28 protein-coding genes and 1 riboswitch are annotated in these 20,552 nt (G+C 43.9%); of the genes, 2 read left to right on the plus strand and 26 right to left on the minus strand.

The features are described 5' to 3' along the window. Nucleotides 1-51: 51 nt before the first annotated feature. The 14 genes from folD to H9659_RS00475 all read right to left on the minus strand — a co-directional run bounded on the left by folD (nt 52) and on the right by H9659_RS00475 (nt 9,289). Entirely contained in the window at nt 52-912 is an 861-nt protein-coding gene (folD, locus tag H9659_RS00410; protein ID WP_191687958.1) for a bifunctional methylenetetrahydrofolate dehydrogenase/methenyltetrahydrofolate cyclohydrolase FolD, read from the minus strand. Between the two features lie 5 nt (nt 913-917). After that, on the minus strand, nt 918-1,304 hold the full coding sequence (gene nusB, locus H9659_RS00415; RefSeq protein ID WP_191687959.1) for a transcription antitermination factor NusB: 387 nt from the start codon (nt 1,302-1,304) through the stop codon (nt 918-920). A 110-nt stretch (nt 1,305-1,414) separates the two neighbouring features. Next, the gene (locus tag H9659_RS00420) at nt 1,415-1,813 is read right to left on the minus strand and encodes an Asp23/Gls24 family envelope stress response protein (RefSeq protein WP_191687960.1); all 399 of its coding nucleotides are present in this window, start codon (nt 1,811-1,813) and stop codon (nt 1,415-1,417) included. An 18-nt stretch (nt 1,814-1,831) separates the two neighbouring features. Beyond that, nucleotides 1,832-3,184, minus strand: coding sequence for an acetyl-CoA carboxylase biotin carboxylase subunit (gene accC, locus H9659_RS00425; protein WP_191687961.1), 1,353 nt, complete (start codon nt 3,182-3,184; stop codon nt 1,832-1,834). A gap of 14 nt (nt 3,185-3,198) precedes the next feature. After that, complete coding sequence (gene accB, locus H9659_RS00430) at nt 3,199-3,726, minus strand: acetyl-CoA carboxylase biotin carboxyl carrier protein (protein ID WP_191687962.1); 528 nt, start codon at nt 3,724-3,726, stop codon at nt 3,199-3,201. A gap of 149 nt (nt 3,727-3,875) precedes the next feature. Continuing rightward, nucleotides 3,876-4,421 (minus strand): SpoIIIAH-like family protein, encoded by a 546-nt coding sequence (locus H9659_RS00435; protein WP_191687963.1) that lies wholly within the window; start codon nt 4,419-4,421, stop codon nt 3,876-3,878. Next, complete coding sequence (locus H9659_RS00440; RefSeq protein WP_191687964.1) at nt 4,408-4,839, minus strand: hypothetical protein; 432 nt, start codon at nt 4,837-4,839, stop codon at nt 4,408-4,410. Before H9659_RS00440 ends, H9659_RS00435 begins: the two co-directional genes overlap by 14 nt. 255 nt (nt 4,840-5,094) lie before the next feature. Beyond that, complete coding sequence (locus tag H9659_RS00445; protein WP_191687965.1) at nt 5,095-5,997, minus strand: stage III sporulation protein AE; 903 nt, start codon at nt 5,995-5,997, stop codon at nt 5,095-5,097. Between the two features lie 7 nt (nt 5,998-6,004). Continuing rightward, entirely contained in the window at nt 6,005-6,403 is a 399-nt protein-coding gene (locus tag H9659_RS00450; protein ID WP_191687966.1) for a SpoIIIAC/SpoIIIAD family protein, read from the minus strand. Further along, nucleotides 6,382-6,591, minus strand: a complete 210-nt coding sequence (locus H9659_RS00455) for a hypothetical protein (RefSeq protein ID WP_025784730.1) — start codon at nt 6,589-6,591, stop codon at nt 6,382-6,384. Before H9659_RS00455 ends, H9659_RS00450 begins: the two co-directional genes overlap by 22 nt. Nucleotides 6,592-6,717: 126 nt before the next feature. Beyond that, on the minus strand, nt 6,718-7,275 hold the full coding sequence (gene efp / locus H9659_RS00460) for an elongation factor P (RefSeq protein WP_025784731.1): 558 nt from the start codon (nt 7,273-7,275) through the stop codon (nt 6,718-6,720). A gap of 20 nt (nt 7,276-7,295) precedes the next feature. Next, entirely contained in the window at nt 7,296-8,363 is a 1,068-nt protein-coding gene (locus H9659_RS00465) for a M24 family metallopeptidase (RefSeq protein ID WP_191687967.1), read from the minus strand. Continuing rightward, the gene (aroQ, locus tag H9659_RS00470) at nt 8,360-8,800 is read right to left on the minus strand and encodes a type II 3-dehydroquinate dehydratase (RefSeq protein ID WP_191687968.1); all 441 of its coding nucleotides are present in this window, start codon (nt 8,798-8,800) and stop codon (nt 8,360-8,362) included. The genes H9659_RS00465 and aroQ overlap by 4 nt, the downstream gene beginning before the upstream one ends. 60 nt (nt 8,801-8,860) lie before the next feature. After that, nucleotides 8,861-9,289, minus strand: coding sequence for a hypothetical protein (locus H9659_RS00475; protein WP_191687969.1), 429 nt, complete (start codon nt 9,287-9,289; stop codon nt 8,861-8,863). A gap of 133 nt (nt 9,290-9,422) precedes the next feature. On the opposite strand from H9659_RS00475, the gene H9659_RS00480 reads away from it, so the two are divergent. Continuing rightward, on the plus strand, nt 9,423-10,403 hold the full coding sequence (locus tag H9659_RS00480; RefSeq protein WP_191687970.1) for a DUF1385 domain-containing protein: 981 nt from the start codon (nt 9,423-9,425) through the stop codon (nt 10,401-10,403). 39 nt (nt 10,404-10,442) lie between these two features. On the opposite strand, the gene H9659_RS00485 is transcribed toward H9659_RS00480, so the two are convergent. Then, nucleotides 10,443-11,276, minus strand: a complete 834-nt coding sequence (locus H9659_RS00485) for a lipoate--protein ligase family protein (RefSeq protein ID WP_191687971.1) — start codon at nt 11,274-11,276, stop codon at nt 10,443-10,445. A 148-nt stretch (nt 11,277-11,424) separates the two neighbouring features. Between H9659_RS00485 and H9659_RS00490 the strand changes: the two genes are divergently transcribed. Further along, entirely contained in the window at nt 11,425-11,769 is a 345-nt protein-coding gene (locus H9659_RS00490; RefSeq protein ID WP_191688498.1) for a rhodanese-like domain-containing protein, read from the plus strand. Nucleotides 11,770-11,811: 42 nt separating this feature from the next. On the opposite strand, the gene gcvPB is transcribed toward H9659_RS00490, so the two are convergent. The 11 genes from gcvPB to comGA all read right to left on the minus strand — a co-directional run bounded on the left by gcvPB (nt 11,812) and on the right by comGA (nt 20,389). Then, nucleotides 11,812-13,296, minus strand: coding sequence for an aminomethyl-transferring glycine dehydrogenase subunit GcvPB (gcvPB, locus tag H9659_RS00495; RefSeq protein WP_191687972.1), 1,485 nt, complete (start codon nt 13,294-13,296; stop codon nt 11,812-11,814). After that, complete coding sequence (gene gcvPA, locus H9659_RS00500) at nt 13,289-14,635, minus strand: aminomethyl-transferring glycine dehydrogenase subunit GcvPA (protein ID WP_191688499.1); 1,347 nt, start codon at nt 14,633-14,635, stop codon at nt 13,289-13,291. The genes gcvPB and gcvPA overlap by 8 nt, the downstream gene beginning before the upstream one ends. A gap of 48 nt (nt 14,636-14,683) precedes the next feature. Further along, complete coding sequence (gene gcvT / locus H9659_RS00505; RefSeq protein ID WP_191687973.1) at nt 14,684-15,787, minus strand: glycine cleavage system aminomethyltransferase GcvT; 1,104 nt, start codon at nt 15,785-15,787, stop codon at nt 14,684-14,686. A 136-nt stretch (nt 15,788-15,923) separates the two neighbouring features. After that, nucleotides 15,924-16,015, minus strand: a riboswitch (glycine riboswitch). A gap of 91 nt (nt 16,016-16,106) precedes the next feature. Continuing rightward, nucleotides 16,107-16,667: a shikimate kinase gene (locus H9659_RS00510; RefSeq protein ID WP_191687974.1), complete on the minus strand. Its 561-nt coding sequence runs from the start codon at nt 16,665-16,667 to the stop codon at nt 16,107-16,109. Between the two features lie 5 nt (nt 16,668-16,672). Further along, nucleotides 16,673-16,849: a hypothetical protein gene (locus H9659_RS00515; RefSeq protein WP_191687975.1), complete on the minus strand. Its 177-nt coding sequence runs from the start codon at nt 16,847-16,849 to the stop codon at nt 16,673-16,675. After that, nucleotides 16,830-17,276, minus strand: a complete 447-nt coding sequence (comGF, locus tag H9659_RS00520) for a competence type IV pilus minor pilin ComGF (protein WP_191687976.1) — start codon at nt 17,274-17,276, stop codon at nt 16,830-16,832. Before comGF ends, H9659_RS00515 begins: the two co-directional genes overlap by 20 nt. Then, entirely contained in the window at nt 17,273-17,569 is a 297-nt protein-coding gene (locus H9659_RS00525; RefSeq protein ID WP_191687977.1) for a hypothetical protein, read from the minus strand. The genes comGF and H9659_RS00525 overlap by 4 nt, the downstream gene beginning before the upstream one ends. Next, on the minus strand, nt 17,562-17,999 hold the full coding sequence (gene comGD / locus H9659_RS00530) for a competence type IV pilus minor pilin ComGD (RefSeq protein ID WP_191687978.1): 438 nt from the start codon (nt 17,997-17,999) through the stop codon (nt 17,562-17,564). Before comGD ends, H9659_RS00525 begins: the two co-directional genes overlap by 8 nt. Continuing rightward, nucleotides 17,996-18,325, minus strand: a complete 330-nt coding sequence (comGC, locus tag H9659_RS00535) for a competence type IV pilus major pilin ComGC (RefSeq protein WP_191687979.1) — start codon at nt 18,323-18,325, stop codon at nt 17,996-17,998. Before comGC ends, comGD begins: the two co-directional genes overlap by 4 nt. Nucleotides 18,326-18,339: 14 nt before the next feature. Next, nucleotides 18,340-19,425 carry a competence type IV pilus assembly protein ComGB gene (gene comGB / locus H9659_RS00540; RefSeq protein ID WP_191687980.1) on the minus strand — a complete coding sequence of 362 codons (1,086 nt, stop codon included), beginning with the start codon at nt 19,423-19,425 and terminating at the stop codon, nt 18,340-18,342. After that, a complete protein-coding gene (gene comGA, locus H9659_RS00545; protein ID WP_191687981.1) occupies nt 19,388-20,389 on the minus strand; it encodes a competence type IV pilus ATPase ComGA in 1,002 nt (333 codons plus the stop codon). The genes comGB and comGA overlap by 38 nt, the downstream gene beginning before the upstream one ends. Nucleotides 20,390-20,552 lie beyond the last annotated feature (163 nt).

Consider the following 20,552-nt stretch of genomic DNA (forward strand, 5'->3'; position numbering starts at 1 on the left):
CTAACAAGAAACAGCGCTGTTGAATTCTATGTAACGGCCTGGGCCGTTTTCTTAAATATATTTACTGCACATCAATTGAGCACTTTGTAAGGTGTTTTTCAGCAACATGGTGACAGTCATCGGTCCGACTCCGCCAGGGACAGGGGTGAGTGCGCCTGCTTTTTCTTTCACACTCGCGAAATCGACATCCCCACATAGTTTTCCATTTTCATCCCGATTCATGCCTACGTCTATCACGGTTGCACCTTCTTTAATATGCTCTGCCGTAATGTATTTAGCTTGCCCAATCGCGACAATCAGGATATCCGCTTGACGGGTGAAAGCTTCCAAGTTTTCTGTTTTGGAATGGCAATAGGTCACCGTTGCATCTTTTTGAAGAAGCAATTGCCCCATCGGTTTGCCTACGATATTGCTGCGCCCTACGATAACTGCATGCTTTCCTGATATTTCAGTACCCGTATGCTTAAGTAACTCCAAAATACCGGCAGGAGTGCATGAAACATAGGATGTTTGTCCAATAATCATCTTCCCGACGTTTTCCGGATGAAAACCATCCACATCTTTTTTAGGTGAGATGGCTCGGATCACTTTGCTTTCATCGATATGAGGCGGTAATGGCAATTGGACAAGAATGCCGTGAATGGTAGGGTCGTTGTTCAACCTGTCCACAGTTTCCAGTACGTCTTTCTGACTCACACTGATCGGCAACTCGATCAGTTCAGACTTCATGCCAACTGCTGTACTCGATTTTTCCTTATTTTTCACATATGTACGAGATGCTTGGTCTTCACCTACGAGGACAACAGCAAGACCTGGACGACATCCTCTCTCGATGAGTCGTTCCACGTCCCTTTTAATCTCTTCACGAATCTTTGCACCGATTGCTTTTCCATCTATGAGTACACTTGGCAAATCCGTCACATCCTTTGTTGTTCAAATTTCGACAGTACACCATTCACAAATCGTCCTGATTTTTCGTCTCCAAATGTTTTACAAAGTTCGATGGCTTCGTTCACTGCAACTTTGTGAGGAACGTCTTCGTTATACAGTAACTCAAATACTGCAAGTCGAAGAACAGTCCGCTCAATCTTCGGAAGTCTGTCCAATGACCAGTTTTCCAGTTTTTCAATGAGTATTTTGTCAATCGCTTCCTGCTTTTCACGCGTCCCTTTTACAAGCATTTCGTAAAAAGAATCGATCGGTCCTTCAGTAATATAGCTAATTGCCTCTTCTACAGGCAGGGTCGTTCCATCAAGCTGGAAAAGGGTCTGGACCGCTTTTTCTCTCGCTTCTCTTCGTTTCATACAATTTGTCTCCTTCGTCACTGGTTCGTTTAGGCTTTATCATAGCACAAATGCTGTATGAAGATACAGTCACAACAGGCAAAAGCATCATCCGAAGATGATGCTTTTCGTCATTCTGTCACTGAAGTCATTTCAGAACGGATTCCAGTTACGTGAACATTGACTTCCCCTGTTTCAATTGAAGTCATATGATAAACAGCTTCTTTGATCTTTTTTTGAACATTTGCAGCTACTTGTGGAATAAGTTGGCCATCTTCCGCTATACAAAAGACGTCAATAATGAGTTTGTTGTCTACCCATTCGGTTTTTACTCCCTTACCATGCATCACTTTTCCCAGTCGCTCTGCAACACCGGTTGCAAAGTTCCCTGAAGTCATCGCAATTCCTTGAACTTCAGAAGTTGCGATTCCAATAATCACTTCCAAAACTTCAGGAGCGAGCTCAATCTTGCCAAGACTCTCTCCCGCAGAGGAGTTTGCTTTAATAAACGAATTCGCTTTTTCAGCCATATCCGCGCGCCTCCTTCCTTAGTTTGAATTCATGACATCGTATTTTTCCAGAAACTTCGTGTCGAAATCCCCTGATTTAAATACATCATGTTTCATTAGATTGTAGTGGAAAGGAATTGTTGTCTTAACCCCTTCCACTACAAATTCATCGAGTGCACGTTTCATACGGGCTACTGCTTCTTCACGCGTATCCGCATGAACAATCAGTTTAGCCACCATCGAGTCATAAAACGGCGGGATTTTATATCCGGGATAGACGGCTGAGTCGACACGGACTCCATTACCGCCTGGCGGAAGATACATGTCAACCGTACCTGGTGATGGCATGAAGTTTTTCTCGGGATTTTCTGCGTTGATGCGGCATTCGATTGACCAGCCATTGATTTTGATGTCTTTTTGTTTAAAAGGCAGTTTTTCACCAGCTGCAACTTTCAACTGCTGCTGAATCAGGTCAATCCCTGTAATCATTTCAGTTACCGGATGTTCTACTTGGATTCTTGTATTCATCTCCATGAAATAGAATTTCTTGTTAATATGATCGAAGATGAATTCAACCGTGCCTGCACCTCTGTAATTTACGGCTTCAGCAGCTTTCACAGCCGCTTGTCCCATCTCTTTGCGCAACTCTGGAGTCAGTGCCGGAGATGGCGCTTCCTCCACTAATTTCTGCATACGGCGCTGAATGGAGCAATCGCGTTCACCAAGGTGAACTGTGTTGCCATGCTTGTCCGCCAATACTTGGATTTCAACGTGACGGAACACTTCGATGAACTTTTCTAGATAGACGCCAGGATTCCCAAATGCAGCCGCAGCCTCTTTTTGAGTAACCTTAATCCCTTTCTTGAGTTCCTCCGGATCACGTGCTACGCGAATCCCTTTACCTCCGCCGCCAGCAGTTGCTTTAATAATGACCGGATATCCGATTTCCTGTGCGACCGTAAGCGCTTCCTCTTCATCCGCAACGAGACCATCAGATCCAGGTACAATCGGAACCCCAGCTAGACGCATCGTTTCACGCGCGACGTCTTTCGTCCCCATGCGTGCAATCGCATCAGAAGTAGGGCCGACAAATTCAATGTTCACTTCTTCACACATTTCAGCAAAGCTTGCGTTTTCTGCAAGGAACCCATATCCTGGATGGATTCCATCGCAATCCGTCATCTTTGCGACACTTATGATATTTGAAAAGTTCAGGTAACTGTCCTTTGAAAGTTTGGGTCCGATGCAAAATGCTTCATCGGCAATTTTGACATGCAATGCATCGCGATCGGCTTCGGAATATACAGCTACTGTCTCAAGACCGAGCTCTTTACACGCACGGATAATGCGTACGGCAATCTCGCCGCGATTTGCGATTAGAATTTTTTTCATCGTCCATTCCCCCTTCAATTTTCTTTTACAAGGAAAAGAGGCTGTCCATATTCAACGAGCTGTCCATCTTTAACAAGAATTTCAACAATCTCGCCAGCTACTTCAGCTTCAATTTCATTGAATAGCTTCATAGCTTCTACGATGCAAACAACATCTTCAGTTCCAACTTTTTGTCCAACTTGAACAAATGGAGCTGCTTCAGGCGATGAGGATTTATAGAACGTACCGACCATTGGAGATACGATACTTTTCAATGATGCATCTGCAACGTTGTCTACAGGTGCAGGTTCTGCAATCGGGGCTGCCTCCTGTTTAGGCGGCGTCATTTTTTCAGGTGCTGCTTGCTGAACAACCTGTGCTCCTGAAGTGGAATCTTGAACATCCGGTACTGGCATTTGAACTTGGACCGGTGCCATAGTAGTTCCGCTTGCATTGCTCTTTACGATTTTAATTTTTGCTCCATCCGCTTCGTACGAAAATTTGTCGATAGAAGACTGATCGATAAGTTTAATGATTTCTCTAATTTCTTGAATCTTTAACATGAATGATTCTCCTGACTCCATAAAGTTTTTTTACACCCTCACACTCTATAGTAGACGTTTTTAAAGGATTTTGAAATAGTTAACCCCCATTTCACTTCTAAAAAAACTGTAAATAGAAAAAAAGACCCGGATTTTGGGCCTTTAACGGATTACTGATTCCCTGTAAAATCGACTTGTACTTTTTTAGCATCATCCCAACTTGCTAGAACGTATTGGGTGATTTCATCAGCCAATTTAGCAGAATGTCCTTCAGTTGAAAGAACAGTTACTTTCACTTCTCCGTTTTCCGTTCGGACAAAGGCTTCTGGATATCCGAGCGCCTTGATTTGTAATTCTAATAACGCTTCCGCGGAATCTCGTTTATTAAGCTCAGACATTTCTTCGAATGCTTCGTTTTTCTCTTCAGCTGTGTAGTCAGGGGATGTCATCTTAGCATTCAGTTGCTCTGATTGTTTGCTACGCGCTTCACGGACTTCCATCCTCATCTCTTCAAATAGATACGACGTTGCAAACACGGGCGTCTGCTTATCGGATGAACCCTTTTTCGGGACGTCAGCCGTTTCTGTCATATCACTTGAGAATATGGAGATTCCGTCGAATGGCATAGGTGCTTTCTCTTTAATATAGTAAATCGAGATGACAGCAACAAGACTCATTAGTGTTAAAAACCAAACTGTGCGTTTATTTGTTCTCATCATAGTTCCCCCTTTTGGTCATTTCCACGATAACAATTCGATGTTCTGGTACTTGAAGGACAGCAGACAATATCCTTGTGAGTTCAGATTTGAGACCCGGCTTTCCGGCTCCTTCCGCCACAACAAGTACACCCGTCGCTTCGTTTGTGTTGGAGTCCGCTGACTTTGTGAAATAATCAGTGAGCGGTGATTGTTCTTTTGCTCCCTTCGGAGGATGGAGGTATATGGAAACCTCCCCTACTCCGTCAATCTTTTTCAATGCTGATTCAAGTGCTGCAGCTTCAGCGTTCCCCTCCTTTTCGGTAGACTTCCCGGACGTCGTTCCATCTGAATTCCAGGGTGGATTGAGTAAGATGAATACGAGAACCGTGATTCCCATAAATAGGATCACTTGCATTTTCCCAGTCGGTTTTTGCATGACATCACCATTCCATCTGTCTGTTTGGACCGGGGGCCTGTTCATCTATGAAACAATGTATGCACGTTTTTCTCTTCCTATAACCTAAGAAAGGAAAAGATATTCAGCAACAGCCACATACCAGCAGCAAGTTTAGCCAACTGTCCAAATTCTTCTTTTCTGGTTTCTGGAAGCATCATAGACAGAACCCCGGAGAGAACCGAAATCAGGACAACACCGATTAGAAACTTGTCATTCCAAATCCCCCTTTTCCAGTCATCTCATTGAAAGTTTCACGAAAACGATAAAAAATAAAACTGTATAAACAAAAGCAAAAATCATGAGAAATGTAATCGCGCATAATACGAATAGAGAACGGCCTATATCATCCAATACATCTGAAAGCTCCGATGAAGTGAACGGTTCTATAAGAGCTGCGCACCAACGATATAAAAACGCCAAGAGTAAGGTTTGCACAACAGGAAGGATGGCGATCCCCCACAACGTTACTAACAGCCATCCCCCCACCATGAGTCCGGCACCAGAAGAATAACGACCAAGGGCACCCATGCTGTCCGTTACGAATGACCCGACGAACGGTATGTTCTGTCGAATCAATTCTTTCAGCGGTTCACTCGCTGCCTCTGAAATCCCCCAAGAAACCGCGCCTCCTGCTGTGATGAAGATTGAATAGGCAGCCACGATGGAAGACACAACCGCTAATAATGTTGTCCGCAGCATGTCCGAAAGCTTTGAATACGATATAAGAGGATTTAAACGAGTTACGATATCGAATAGCAAAGCAGTGGTGACTAAAGGCAACAACAATCTGTCCGCAAAAAACACAGCGCCATTTGCAAACAATAGTAAAGCAGGTTGGAAGTTGAGCAAGCTTAGTGCATTACCTGAAATCGCCATTCCCGCAGTCAGAATCGGGTAGCTCGTAACAAATAACATAGCGATTGACTTCATGAGTTTTTGGATCAGTAAGAGCTGCTCAAACGCAGGCCGTAACACGACAAGAACAATCACAATGTAAAGCAATTGCTTCGTCCAGTCCGAGAATGAGGGGAAAAGATAGTTCAATACAGTTGCCATTAGCGCAATGATAATTACGACTATGAAGCTATATAGCAGGCCACTTATGAGTGAGTGCAGAAAATCGAGTATGGTGATCATCCCCCATTCACGGCGTAATAAGCGCAGTGAGTGTCTGTATGAGATTGACAAGCTCAGGCAGCCAGAAGGACAGGATGGCAATTTTGACTACAAATTGAGCTAAATTTGCAAACGACGGATATCCGGATTCAGACAAATGTTGCGTAATCGATTCAGAAATAAAAAACAAGAACGCGCTAATTAACAGAAGTCGCCCATATGGCTCGGGGACGCCATGAAAAATATCACTCAACTTTTTAATGAAAGGAATCAGAACGGTCATCATGACGTACGCAAGAACGAAAAGAAATAAGGCACTATACAAGATCGGATGTAACTGCGGGACAGCATAACGGATAATGAGCAGCAATAGGAAAACGGCCAATAATTGAAAAAGGAGCGCCATTACATCGCCAAAGAAAGCCATTGGAAGAACTCGGAAATCTCAGTGAAAAAAATCTTTAAAAAACGGATCATTTCGACTGCGATGTACAAATACGCAATGAAAAATAAGAAAAAAGAGAATTCTTTCTTACCTGTCTGTTCGAAGAAAATATGCAAACAACCGATAACCAGTCCAATGCCGGCAATTCGCAGTAAGTCATTCAATTCCATCCGGCGATCCTCCTCCTGTTTCACTATACGCAAGTGCTTCAGACAATATGAAAAACGCTTGCCTATTCTGTGCGAATAGGCAAGCGTTCAGTTGGTCACTGTTATTGAATTTCAACACTTGAGGGATTATGCGCGTGACACATATTCCCCTTCTTCAGTATTGATGATGAGTTTGTCACCGATGTTAATGAAAAATGGCACTTGTACAGTAAGACCTGTTTCAAGTTTTGCTGGTTTTGATCCGCCACTCGCAGTGTCACCTTTAATACCTGGTTCAGTTTCTGCTACTTCCAGAACAACCGTTGACGGCACCTCAACACCAAGAACTTCTTCTTTGTATTGAATCACGTGCACTTCCATATTTTCTTTCAAGTAGTTCAATTCTTCTTCAATCTGCTTTGTAGGCAGTTCGATTTGTTCGAAACTTTCATTGTCCATGAAGACATGATCGTCTCCATTAGCGTATAGATACTGCATGCGTTTGTTATCAATTTGAGCTTTCGCTACTTTCTCTCCAGCACGGAAAGTCTTTTCGTTCACGTTACCTGAACGCAAGTTACGCAATTTCGACCGCACAAATGCCGCACCTTTACCCGGTTTAACGTGTTGGAATTCCATTACGCGCCAAATGTCGCCGTCCACTTCAATTGTCAAACCTGTTTTAAAATCGTTTACTGAAATCATTCCGTTTCCTCCAATAGCTCTTATAAAATTTGCAGTTCTTTTGTAGAGTGAGTCAACCGTTCACATCCATTTTCCGTAATTACGAGATCGTCTTCAATCCTTACGCCTCCGATGCCTGGCAAGTAGATACCTGGTTCAGCCGTAACTGTCATGTTCGGTTCGAGAACCGTTTCCGAACGGAAAGACAGCCCAGGAGCTTCATGGACTTCCAGACCGATCCCGTGACCTGTGGAATGACCGAACGCGTCTCCATACCCTTTTGAAGCAATGTAATCCCGTGCAATCGCATCTGCTTGGATACCGGTCATCCCTGGTTTAATGCCTTCTACTGCTAGTTTCTGTGCAGCAAGGGTAATCTCATAGATTTCCCGCATTTTTTCCGAAGGTTCACCGACAGCCACTGTTCGCGTTATGTCAGAGATGTATCCATTATACAACGCACCATAATCCAATGTCACGAGTTCTCCGGATTGAATTTTTTTATCGGTCGCTACACCGTGTGGTAGTGCCCCGCGAACTCCAGAAGCGACAATTGTATCGAATGACGAGGAAGTGGCACCTTGTTTACGCATGAAGAACTCCAATTCGTTCGATACTTCAAGTTCCGTCATGCCTGCTTTGATGAATCCACAAATGTGCGCGAACGCATCATCTGCTATTTTAGCTGCCTGCTTTAGCACATCCAACTCTTCAGGCGTCTTGATGATCCGTAGTTTTTCAACAAGACCCGAAGTCGGAATCAGTTCAGCTGTCACTTTACTTTTATACAGTTCGTACATACCGAATGTTAAATCTTCTTTTTCAAACCCTAGACGTTCTACCTTCATCTGAGCGACTTGTTGAGCAACCTCTTCAATAATTGTCTTTTCATGCTGGACGATTCGGAATTCTTTAATCTGGTCCGCTGCCTGCTCCATATATCTAAAGTCGGTGATGAACACCGCATCGTCCTTAGATATGATTGCAACACCGGCAGTCCCAGTGAAGCCAGTCATATATCGGCGATTATAACCACTTGTCACTAATAATGCATCCAATTCTTTTTCTGCCAATAATTCTCTTAGTTTTGTAAGTTTCACTGTTCTCATTCCCTCTCCATTTTACGAATCAATGCAAGTGCGCCCAACTCATACCCATCGGTTCCTAATCCTGAAATCTGTCCGGCACATACAGGAGCAAGCATAGAGTTCTGTCTGAATGACTCACGGTTATGTATATTCGAAATGTGCACTTCCACAACTGGAATGTGCACAGATGCAATGGCATCTCGAATAGCAATGCTTGTATGTGTGTAGGCACCCGGATTGAAAACGATTCCATAGACGCCTTCATCTGCAGCTTGATGAATACGATCAATTAAAGCTCCTTCATGGTTGGATTGAAAAGACGATAACCCGACATTATGGTTCATGCATAACTTACGGATACGATCCTCAATATCCTCAAGCGTTTCATGACCATAAACATCAGGTTCCCGTTTTCCTAATCGATTCAAATTCGGACCATTCAGCAGCAATAAATCCATTGTCCATCAACCCCTAGCTATTTTCCTTTCTATTTTATCATAACATTTAGACGAGGTAACCTATTTCGCATTCTTTGGCAGTTCATTTTTCATGAAAACTGAAGTCCCTACCACGAACCTAGTAATCATGGCAATGAGACAAAGAAATGGAATCGAAACCGACTTAAAAGCAGACCCGATAGAATCCGGTCGTGAAATCGTCCATTCCACTGCACAGACAAAAATAACAGCTAGCACAATCGATGTGATCGATGACGGTATTTTTGAAGTGACATGTAAAATACTATAAAGTGCGATGAATAATAGGACTAAAACGGTAATTAAAACTAGCCATTTCACAATTGGTGATTCCATAGCGAGAACATTCCATTTCTGAGACCATCCAAGTGGTGACCATTTAACAAAATGAAAGACCTTTAGAAATTTCAGACTCAGTGCAGTTAGTAACCCAGCAACTAATGCTGTCCATAAAAGTGTAGGTGTATGCATATCTGTCCCTCCTGCTCCAAGTGTCGACCGTTCTCACGTTTTTAAACGTGATGGTGGAGCAATCACTTATTTTCCTGTACAATAACAACATTGATACAAAATTGAGATTTCATACAGAAAGCGTGGGCTGTAGATGGAAAAGAATCAGCAATCCCCTGCCTATGGCGGTCAGGCTCTCATTGAGGGCGTCATGTTCGGAGGGAAACAACATACAGTAACCGCTATACGTCGTAAAGACGGCACGATCGATTATTTTCACGTACTGAAAGAGAGCAGTCCGATGCGTCAAAAGTTGAAAAAGATTCCTTTAGTCAGAGGAATTGTGGCTCTCATTGAATCTGCAGGGCTCGGCTCAAAACATCTGACGTTCGCAAGTGATCATTATGATGTGATGCCTGGTGAAGAAGTCGAAAAATCAGAGGAAGAATCCTCTAAGTTGACCATGATTTTAGGAGTAGCTGCAGTTGGTGTACTCTCTTTCGTCTTCGGCAAGTTCGTCTTTACTTTATTCCCAGTTTTCCTTGCAGGGCTTTTTCATCCGATCTTCCCAGGAAAGACTATTCAAATTCTTTTAGAGACCTTCTTTAAACTATCCCTCTTATTGAGTTACGTGTCCCTTATCTCGATGACCCCACTCATTAAGCGGGTATTCAAATATCATGGAGCGGAGCATAAAGTTATCAATGCCTATGAAAATAATCTGCCTTTGACTGTTGAGAATGTACAGGCTCAATCACGACTGCATTATCGTTGCGGCAGCAGTTTCTTATTATTTACGGTCATTGTAGGGATGTTCATCTATTTCCTAGTGCCAACAGATCCATTCTGGCTGCGTATTGTGAATCGGATTTTACTGATCCCTGTTGTTCTCGGAGTCTCGTTTGAAGTGCTTCAACTTACGAATGCTGTACGTAACGTTCCAGTACTGCGTTTTTTAGGTTATCCAGGGTTATGGCTCCAGTTGTTAACAACAAAAGAGCCTGATGACGATCAGGTGGAAGTTGCGATTGCTTCATTCAACAAATTGCGTGAGATTGAAGTACATGGCGAAGCAGTCCTAACTAATCCATCTCCTCTATCTCCTGAAAGTGAAATGAGCACTGTGAACTTATAATGAAAAAGGAAGGCTTCCTCTTCAGGGAGCCTTCCTTTTTCATTTTCGGTATGTCCATTCATCATTCGCGTATTTCCGATTTTCAATTTCTTTGACAACCTTAAGTTGTTCTGGACTGAGAACATAGGGCACAAGTTCGAGATTGAGTGCTTTTTCAAACCCTTTTGAAAAGGCTTCTAAACAATCTGCTACTGAGATGTCACGAGCAGTCAACCGGTCAATCGCGACAGCTTTTTCCGGGAGTCCTTTTCGTACTTGTTCTCTGATTTCTTCTGAAGCGAATTTAAAGAGAGACACCAGTTTGTCTTCATCCAAACTGAGTAAAATCGCTCCATGCTGTAAAATCACGCCTTTTTGACGCGTTTGAGCACTGCCCGCCACTTTCTTCCCTTCCACGACAAGCTCATACCAGCTGGAAGTGTCAAAACACACTCCACTTTTAGGACGTTTCAGCTGTTCCGATACTTGTTCAGATGGAACCGAAAAAGAGGCTTCCAATCCGAGGTTCCGGAACCCTTCAAGCAATCCACCCGAAATGACCCGATAAGCTTCAGTCACTGTCTCAGGCATGTCCGGATAGTCTTCTGAAACGATTACACTATATGTAAGTTCATGTTCATGCAAAACACCTCTTCCCCCCGTAGGTCGCCGCACGAATCCGAGTCCATACCTCTCCACAGCCTCCATATCGATTTCCTTAGCTACACTTTGGAAATAACCAATGGAGAGGGTTGCAGGATCCCATTCGTAAAAACGAAGAACCGGGCCGATCTCGCCTTTGCTATGCCAATCGAGGAGCGCTTCGTCCAATGCCATGTTAAAGGATGGTGAACACTTCCCTGACTGAATATAGTTCCATTTCATTTTTTCCATTACACCCCGCCTTTCCCTTCATAACGAACTCAATTTTATCATTGCAATTGAACATGTGCCACTTAATCTTTATAATGAAGGATGAGATAGAAAGGGGAAAGATGTTTTGAATGCTAATTGGTATGTATTAATAGGACTGTTAGTTGTAATGATCGCTTATTTCGTCATTACAGCTCTTCGTCTCCGCAAAGCGGTTACGAATTTGACGCAAGAGCAATTCATTGAAGGTTACCGGAAAGCGCAGCTGATCGATGTTCGCGAACCAAAAGATTTTGATGCAGGTCATATACTTGGTGCCCGTAACATCCCTTACACTCAACTGCGACAGCGGTATAAAGAAATACGTGCTGACAAACCCGTTTACTTGTACGACCAAAATGGAGGTAAAAGCGCGCGTACAGCTCTGTTCTTGAAAAAGAAAGACTATACGGACCTTTACCATTTACAAGGCGGATTCCGTACGTGGTCAGGAAAAGTGAAAAGTAAAAAGTAATTGAATGAAAAGGACCGAAGCGCCTAGGCTTCGGTCCTTTTCTTATGCTTTCACTAATTCTTCTTCAGTCTGAGGGGTGTAACGAAGCACCGGCTTACGTGCTGCTTTCGTTTCATCCAAACGGCTAATGACTGTCGTATGTGGTGCTTCCTGAACGATCTCAGGATTTTCTTCCACTTCTTTAGCGATTTGGATCATCGCATCGATAAAGGAATCGAGTGTTTCTTTGGACTCCGTTTCAGTCGGCTCGATCATCATGCCTTCTTCGACATTAAGCGGGAAGTAGACCGTAGGCGGATGGAAGCCGAAATCGAGCAGGCGTTTCGCCATATCGAGCGTGCGAACACCGAGTTTCTTCTGTCGGCGACCCGATAACACAAACTCATGCTTACAATGCTGCGGGTATGGGAGATCGAAATACGGTTCCAAACGACGCATCATGTAGTTCGCATTGAGAACTGCATTCTCCGTAACTGCTTTCAAACCATCTGGGCCCATCGAGCGGATATACGTATAAGCACGCAGGTAAATTCCAAAGTTCCCGTAGAACGGCTTCACACGACCAATGGATTGTGGAACGTCATAGTTGAACGTGTAGACGTCACCGTTCTTTTCCAATACAGGTTTCGGCAAGAAGGCAGCAAGTTCCTTTTTCACACCTACTGGACCTGATCCAGGGCCGCCACCTCCGTGTGGCCCAGTGAATGTTTTGTGCAAGTTCAAGTGAACCGCATCAAAGCCCATGTCGCCAGGTCGAGCTTTTGACATGACTGCATTCAAATTGGCACCATCGTAGTATAACTTCCCGCCAGCTCCATGGACGATCTTGGCCATTTCCATAATATGCTCTTCAAAGAGGCCGAGAGTATTCGGGTTCGTCAGCATGAGAGCTGCCGTATCATCTCCGACCTTCGCTTTCAAGTCTTCGATATCCACAAGCCCGTTTTCATCGGAATTCACCGTAATGGTATCGAATCCTGCGACTGTTGCAGATGCAGGATTCGTTCCATGCGCGGAGTCAGGAACAAGAACTTTAGTACGCCCCGTATCCCCATTGGCTTCGTGGAATGCACGGATCATCATCAAAGCAGTCCATTCCCCATGCGCTCCAGCTGCAGGTTGAAGCGTGACCTCATCCATACCTGTTATTTCACACAGATGTTCCTGCAAGTCGTAGGCGACTTCCATCGCACCTTGAACAGTGGACTCATCTTGCAAAGGGTGAATGTTTGCGAAACCTGGAATCCGCGCAACCGCTTCGTTAATTTTCGGATTGTACTTCATCGTACATGATCCAAGCGGATAAAATCCTGTGTCCACACCGTGATTCCGGTTTGACAATGCCGTGTAATGACGCATGATGTCGAGCTCGGAAACTTCAGGTAGTTCAGCGTCCTGCTTACGGATCATCGTATCAGGCAGCAGTTCTGACAAATCCACTTCCGGAACATCCAAATCTGTTAGGCTGTATCCGATACGGCCAGGTTTCGAGACTTCAAAAATGAGTGGTTGGTTTTCGTTATGCATGGACGGCCTCCATTTCCTGCACGAGTGCATCAATCTCTTCTTTTGTACGCTGCTCAGTCACTGCAAACAATGCGTGATTTTCCATTCCTTCGAATGTTTTACCGAGGTCATATCCACCGATAATCCCTTGCTTAAGCAACTGTTTGTTCAACTCTTGAACTGGACGCTTACAATCGACAACGATTTCATTAAAGTGCGCGTTTCCACCAAGAACTTTGAATCCGGCGTTTTCGAATGCTTGCTTAGCGTAATGTGTTTTTGCATAGTTTTGATAGGCAATTTCACGAGCGCCGGTTTTTCCGAGAGCAGTCATTGCAACAGAAGCCGCAAGAGCATTCAACGCTTGGTTTGAACAAATGTTGGATGTCGCTTTATCACGACGGATATGCTGTTCACGTGCTTGCAATGTGAGTACATATCCGCGTCGTCCTTGATCATCTGTCGTTTCACCGACAAGACGCCCTGGAACTTTACGCATAAGTTTCTTCGTCACAGCAAAGTATCCACAGTGAGGACCGCCGAACTGTTCAGGAATGCCGAAAGGTTGTGCATCCCCAACTGTAATATCTGCGCCGAGTTCTCCAGGAGGAGTTAAAATGCCTAGTGCCAATGGATTGGACGATACGACGAACAATGCTCCGTTGTCGTGTGCTAACTCACCGATTGTTTGCAACTCTTCAACTTGACCAAGGAAGTTCGGATATTGCACAAGAACAGCAGCCGTATCATCAGCCAGCAAATTCTTTAATTCTTTGATGTCAGTCACGCCATCTTTCTGTGGTATCGTGACCACTTCAATCTGCTGACCATCCGCGTATGAGCGTACGACATCGCGGGATTCCGGATGTACTGTCTCCGAAACGAGTAACTTCTTACGTTTCGTATGTCCCGCAGCAAGTGTTCCTGCTTCTGCAAGCGCAGTCCCCCCGTCATACATAGAGGAGTTTGCAAGATCCATTCCTGTCAGTTCACAAATCATCGTCTGGAATTCAAAGATCGCTTGAAGTTCACCTTGGGAAATTTCAGGCTGGTAAGGTGTATATGCTGTGTAAAATTCAGATCTGGAAATTACATGATCGACAATGACCGGTTTGTAGTGATCGTATACTCCTGCTCCAAGGAAGGATGCATATTGTTTGGAATCGGCATTTTTTGCAGCTGCCCGTGAAAGTTCTTTTAGTAAAGCTGATTCGGACTTCGCTTCCTTAATTGCTAAATCCCTTGTGAAACGAACACTTTCAGGTATGTCTGCGAAAAGCTCATCAACGGATGAAATCCCGATCACGTTCAACATTTCTTCACGATCGGCTTCTGTCATTGGCATATAACGATGCATCATCATTAGTTCCCCTCTTTCCCTTTGTACGGAAATTGTATCCGCTTCACTTCATGAGCGTTTATAGAATGGCGTTTCAATAATTCCGGCTTTCAGTCTTTTGTTGCGAACTTCCACTTGAAGTTCAGTCCCAACTTCAGAAATATCCTGTTTCACTAACGCAAAGCCAATATTCTTTTTCAGTGTAGGAGATTGGGTCCCTGTAGTTACTTCACCAACCAACTCGCCGTTATGGTAAACCGGGTAGCCTGTCCGTGGAATCCCTTTATCGATCATCTCAATTCCGACCAATTTACGGGGAACTCCGTCATTTTTTTGAGCAGCCAACGCGGATTTGCCAAGGAAGTCCTCTTCTTTTTTCAATTTCACTACAAAACCAAGTCCTGCTTCAAGCGGGGAGATGTCTTTCGACAATTCCTGCCCATACAGCGGCAGTCCTGCTTCAAAGCGCAGCGTGTCACGCGCTCCTAAACCTGAAGGCAACAGGCCATCTTCTTTTCCCTCGCTTAAAATCGCATCCCATAGTCTCACAGCCGCTTCCGGTGTACAGTATATTTCAAATCCATTTTCTCCAGTATAGCCTGTTCGGGATAGAAGCGTGTTCTCTCCAGCCACCTTCACATTTTCTTTAAAACGGAAGAATCTGATTTCTGCAAGTGGTTCATCTGTCAAGCGCTGTAAAATCATTTCTGCTTTCGGACCTTGTAACGCTAGTAATGCCCAGCTATCGGACTGATTGTCAATTTCAACATCATCGCCAGCTTGCTGTTTCATCCAGCTGACATCTTTTTCGATATTGGATGCGTTCACGACTAAGAGAAAGTCTGTGTCGCTCCGTTTATAGATTAACAAATCATCGATTGTGCCTCCGTCTTCGTAGCACATAGCGGTATACTGAGCTTGCCCGTCGACCAATTTCGAAACGTCATTCGTCACGAGTTTTTGCAAGAAAGAAAGTGCACCTTCTCCGCTGACAACGACTTCTCCCATGTGGGATACATCGAACAGTCCTGCAGCTGTTCGGACAGCTTCATGTTCCGCTTTAATGCTTGAGAATTGAACGGGTAGTTCCCAACCGCCGAAATCGATGGTTTTTCCGTTATAAGGCACGTAGCTTTCAAAAAGTGGTGTTCGTTTCAAAGATACTGACAACATAATCTCCCCCATTCATCTAAAAAAAAGAAAGAGACCCCCTTTTTATTAAAAGAGAGCCTCTGTCCATTCTACTGAACGCTCCGCATTGCGGTAGCTAGTTTCAGAGGTTGGCATTGGCCAACACTGTTCAGAGATGCGTCCAACAAGAGTCTTTTTGCCTGAGAGATTCATGACGTGATCACTTGCTCCTTCGGCGGCGCTTTGTGCGCTCTCTCCTCATGCATTCATCCGCATTATTCAATTCGCTTCAAAATAGTTTAAGATTCGGAAAACTAATATCTATCGAATCTATCTTACCAGTTTGTCGAATTAAGTGCAATTACTTTTGAGTGCTTCTTGGCATGGATCGAGGGCCAGGCTGGAAATCCGGCTTACCGGACAAGCGTTCCATTTGAAACGCAATATACTCTGTGACTTTACTGAGCGACCGTTGCCGTGTCAGAACAACAAAATGCGCAGATTCTTTGTACGCATTGTACCGTTTTTGATAAAGTTTCTCCACTTCAGAACGAGTCGACCGCTGAACAATCGGTCGGTTCTTATCGGTCGCTATCCGGCGCCATATGTCACGAAAAGGGGCATCCAGGAAAAAGACGAGTCCACTTTCACGCATAAGCTTGCGATTCTCCTTACGCATGGCAACTCCGCCCCCCGTTGCAATGATACACATTTCGTCTCGAAACGTCTGAAGAAATTCAGTCTCCATATCACGGAATCGTTCTTCTCCGTAGGTTTCAAATATTTGCGGGATTGTCATACCCGTTTTCTGTACGATTTCATGATCCATGTCATAAAAAGGGAGTTTGGTATAAAAACTCAGCCTTTTGCCGATTGCACTTTTCCCACATCCCATGAAGCCAACTAGGTATACTTTGTTCATAAAAATCATCCGCTCTGCATAATAGTTATCGCTGCCTTCTCGTAAATCGTTCCCAGCGAATCATAACTTCCATATAAACTACTATGCCACGAAACGAATGTAAAAAGAAAGAGGGAGACGAAAAATAATAGTGCAAGCGCCATTACAAGAGCTACTCCACGTTCATCTTTCACGCAGTCCAACAGCAACCCTCCTTTGACGTTCAGTACCATCTTGATGCGTTACAGCGACTACTAGTAATGGACCTTCATCGATGAATTTCACTTTTTGCACGTTTGTGAGCAATGGAACATGCCCTTGACTGCCGATCCTCCTCCGTATGACTCCACCGACGCTGCTGAATTCGATGTCCTGTAATGCATTCACCTTGTAAGCGGTCAAAACCGTTCCGTCAGCATTGACGCCGATTCTGGTCACTGCTGAGAGATCAGCTTGCAAATCGACCATGAACAATTCCCATTCAGCACTTTGACTATCTGCCAATTGATGATGTGCTGACTCTTTAAAGAGCAGAAATAGGACTAGGAGATGCAGGAACGCGGCCGCGATGACTAATTGCAACAAACTTTCAAGCAAAGTATAGCCCGACTCTTGACGCACTGAGTTCATGGAATACAAATCGTTTCTGTCTTGCCAGACGATGGATACGTAACACACAGCTGACCATTTTCCGCAGACCACGAATACTGTGTTCCTTCTTCCGTTCGCACTCCTCCACTTATCCCATAAGTCGTATATAGCAACGCTCCTTGATACATGGTTTCTTTTGCTCTCATCTCATGTTTCTTATTTTCTAATCCCGATAGCATCCGAAATGATATTGGTAATAATGTACTAAATATGACCATCATGATCGTTAACGTTAAAATCGCTTCAGGCCAGGAGTAACCAGATTCATTCATAGATCAGCATTCTCCCCCTCTGGAATTGGAACCTAATCTTTTTCGGTCCGCTTGAAGTTTCAAAATTCATAGTTCCCGTTTTATACATGTTTCCATTTTCCATAAAACTGATAGTTTTCAATGTACTCGTATTGTCGAATTTTATCGTCGGAGGGAAATCGGTCTTGCTTTTTTCGAAAACATCCGAATACGTCACAGCATACGTCTTTCCATCATTCGTGAAACTTAGCCACGTCGTGGTTTGGTGGGCAATGGAATAGGCTTGCATCTGTTGAATCGTCGCTTTGAATGCTTCGAATCCGTCCCGTTCCGTTTGTACAGCAGTCCAGCCGCTGCTTACCGGCACGACTATAGCGGTGAGTACTCCCATTATCGTAAGCACTAAAAGCAGTTCCAGGAAAGTCATTCCTCTTTCACTCATACCGTTCATTCACTTCCTGCAGCTAATTTCGGATTAATCACCTTTCCTTCTGCATTGATTGTCAGTTCGGTTCCATCAGGACACTTCGCTTCCGCAGGTAAATACCCTTTCGCAGTTAAGTCTGCCAAACTAGTTGGAATCCCTTTCGTATCCATCTTGTATGCTTGAACTTGTCCCTCAACCATTTTTAAATAGGCATCGCATCCCTTTGCATCTATGGACTTCGAGTGTTTGGTCACATTCGGTATCGCCACTAAAATAAGCACAGATATGATTAACAGCACAATCATCATTTCTATCAAAGTGAACGCTTTCTCATTGCGTATAAATTTCATGGTTTCTGCTCCTTTTACATGTTTTTTATCATTCCGTAGACCGGCAGTAAAAGCGCTAAATAAGCTGCAATTATACAGACCGCAAGAATGACGAATAAAATGGGTTGCAACATGGCCATCATCCTGTTCACTTTTCGATCGATTTCATTTCCTAGCTGTTCACTATAAAGCAGCAGCTCCTTAGCTAAATGACCACTGTCTGAACCATGTTTAGCAAAGAAGGACAAATCTCTCGTCAGTCCGTCTGTGAAATCGATCGCTATATGAAAAGGTTCTCCTTTACTCGCTTCCTCATGAATCGAAAGCGCGACTTGAGCTAAAATAGGATCCGTTTTTTGTTTCATCAAAATGAGCATAGCTTCTTGTATTGAATTTCCCGCTCCAAGTAAATTCCCAGTCTCTGAAGCAAAAAGGCGGGTCCAAACATTGCTATACATATCGCCAACAATCGGTATCTTCAATAGTTTCTTTATTTTCGCTTCTGGGTGTAATCGCCTCAAACAGAATTTCCCAATTACGAATAATAATCCTCCTGCTCCAAAAACTGCTAAAAGAAAATCCGGGGCTTTTGCTACGATACGCGGCAAATACTTTTCAACCCCTTGGGTCGTCGTGGAACGAGAAGTAGCCAGCGTTTCGAAATTCGGTAAAAAATAGATTTTAAAGGCGATGAGCAACAAACCCATAGCAAACATGAGGACGACTGGATAAGTCGCAGCTTGGATGAATTTCTGCTTTCGTTCTTCTGCAGCTTTCAGACGAATGGAAGCACCATTCAATGCTTCAGCTAACCTTCCATCATTCTCAGATAACTCGATGGACAGTAAAATCCGATCCGGAAAACCTAAAGCTCTCAATACTTCAGAAACGTTTGCTCCCTCCCTGAAAATATCTTCCACTTTCGTTATTAAACTCAAACTATTTGCACTGTGATGTGGGAGTAATAACGAAAAACATTCATGGATCGTATAACCTTCCTTCAGTAATTCAGATGCTCGCATTAAAAACATCGGTTTGTCAGTCAAGACGAATAACCGATCCTTCTTAGTTGAATACAAACGTTTACGGAGAGTAACTGGAGCTGCTGTATTTTCTCGCAAGTGTCTCCACTCTCCCTTCTTCACTTAGGGAGATAGGTTCATTATTGCTAAGCGAAGTTTTAAGACGTTCCAATTCTTCATCCTGATAGATTTCAAAAACAGCAGCCAGTTCCCCATCCGATTTACGAATGAGCCGCTGGGCGGAAATACAAACAGCCGTTTGACGGAGTTCCTCTGTAGATATACCGAAATCCATCATTCTATATAAGCATCCTAGAGGGTCTTTTGCATGGACGGTAGTTAACACTAAATGTCCAGTCAATGATGCCTGTACAGCGATTTTCGCTGTTTCCGCATCCCGGATTTCACCGATCATGATAACATCAGGGGAATGCCGCAGAATCGCTTTGAGTCCTGCCGCATACGACATTCCAGCGCGTTCATTCACTTGTATTTGCAATAGATGATTGTGTGGGTTTTCAACTGGGTCCTCTAACGTAATTACATGACGATCTAACTCATTGACGCAGTGTGCCGTTAATGAATAGATCGTCGTGGTTTTTCCGGAGCCAGTGGGGCCAGTGATCATAAAAAGCCCTTGACGCTGAGTAATAGCGTGTTTAAGCATGTCCGCCCAGGAAGGTTCCAGGCATAACTGATCCAGCGGAACAACTCGATCATGTTGTTGAATACGGATGACTGCACTCTCATGCAGATGTATGGATGGAATGGTTGAAATTCGAAATGAGTAATTCTTATTGTTGAATTCTTTGTGGAAAGAACCGCTTTGAGGTTTTCGGCGGTCACTGATATCGAGGGAAGATAAGAATTTAAAGAAAGAAATCATTCGGGTCGCCAACTGTGGGGGAAGTTTACCGATCCGTTCCAGCTTTGTACTTTTTTTGTGAAACAGGGCATAGCCCTCTTCTGCAGGGACAAGATGAACGTCTGTGGCATCCACGTCAATGGCTTTCTGCAATAGTTGAAAACATTTCTGTTCAATTACGTTTTCTTGAGTTTCCAATGCACACCCCTCTCTCTAGAAACATAAGACCGCTTTATGTCTTGCCCATAGTATAATGCCACCTTCAACAAAAGGGAATGCTTTGCTGGAAAATAGCATTTTGGATACCTGTAGCCGTATGTGAATTCGAATTCGGATTTTTGTAAATTCCTTAATCATCACT

Source organism: Sporosarcina gallistercoris, assembly GCF_014836415.1.
Classification (GTDB): Bacteria; Bacillota; Bacilli; order Bacillales_A; family Planococcaceae; genus Sporosarcina; species Sporosarcina gallistercoris.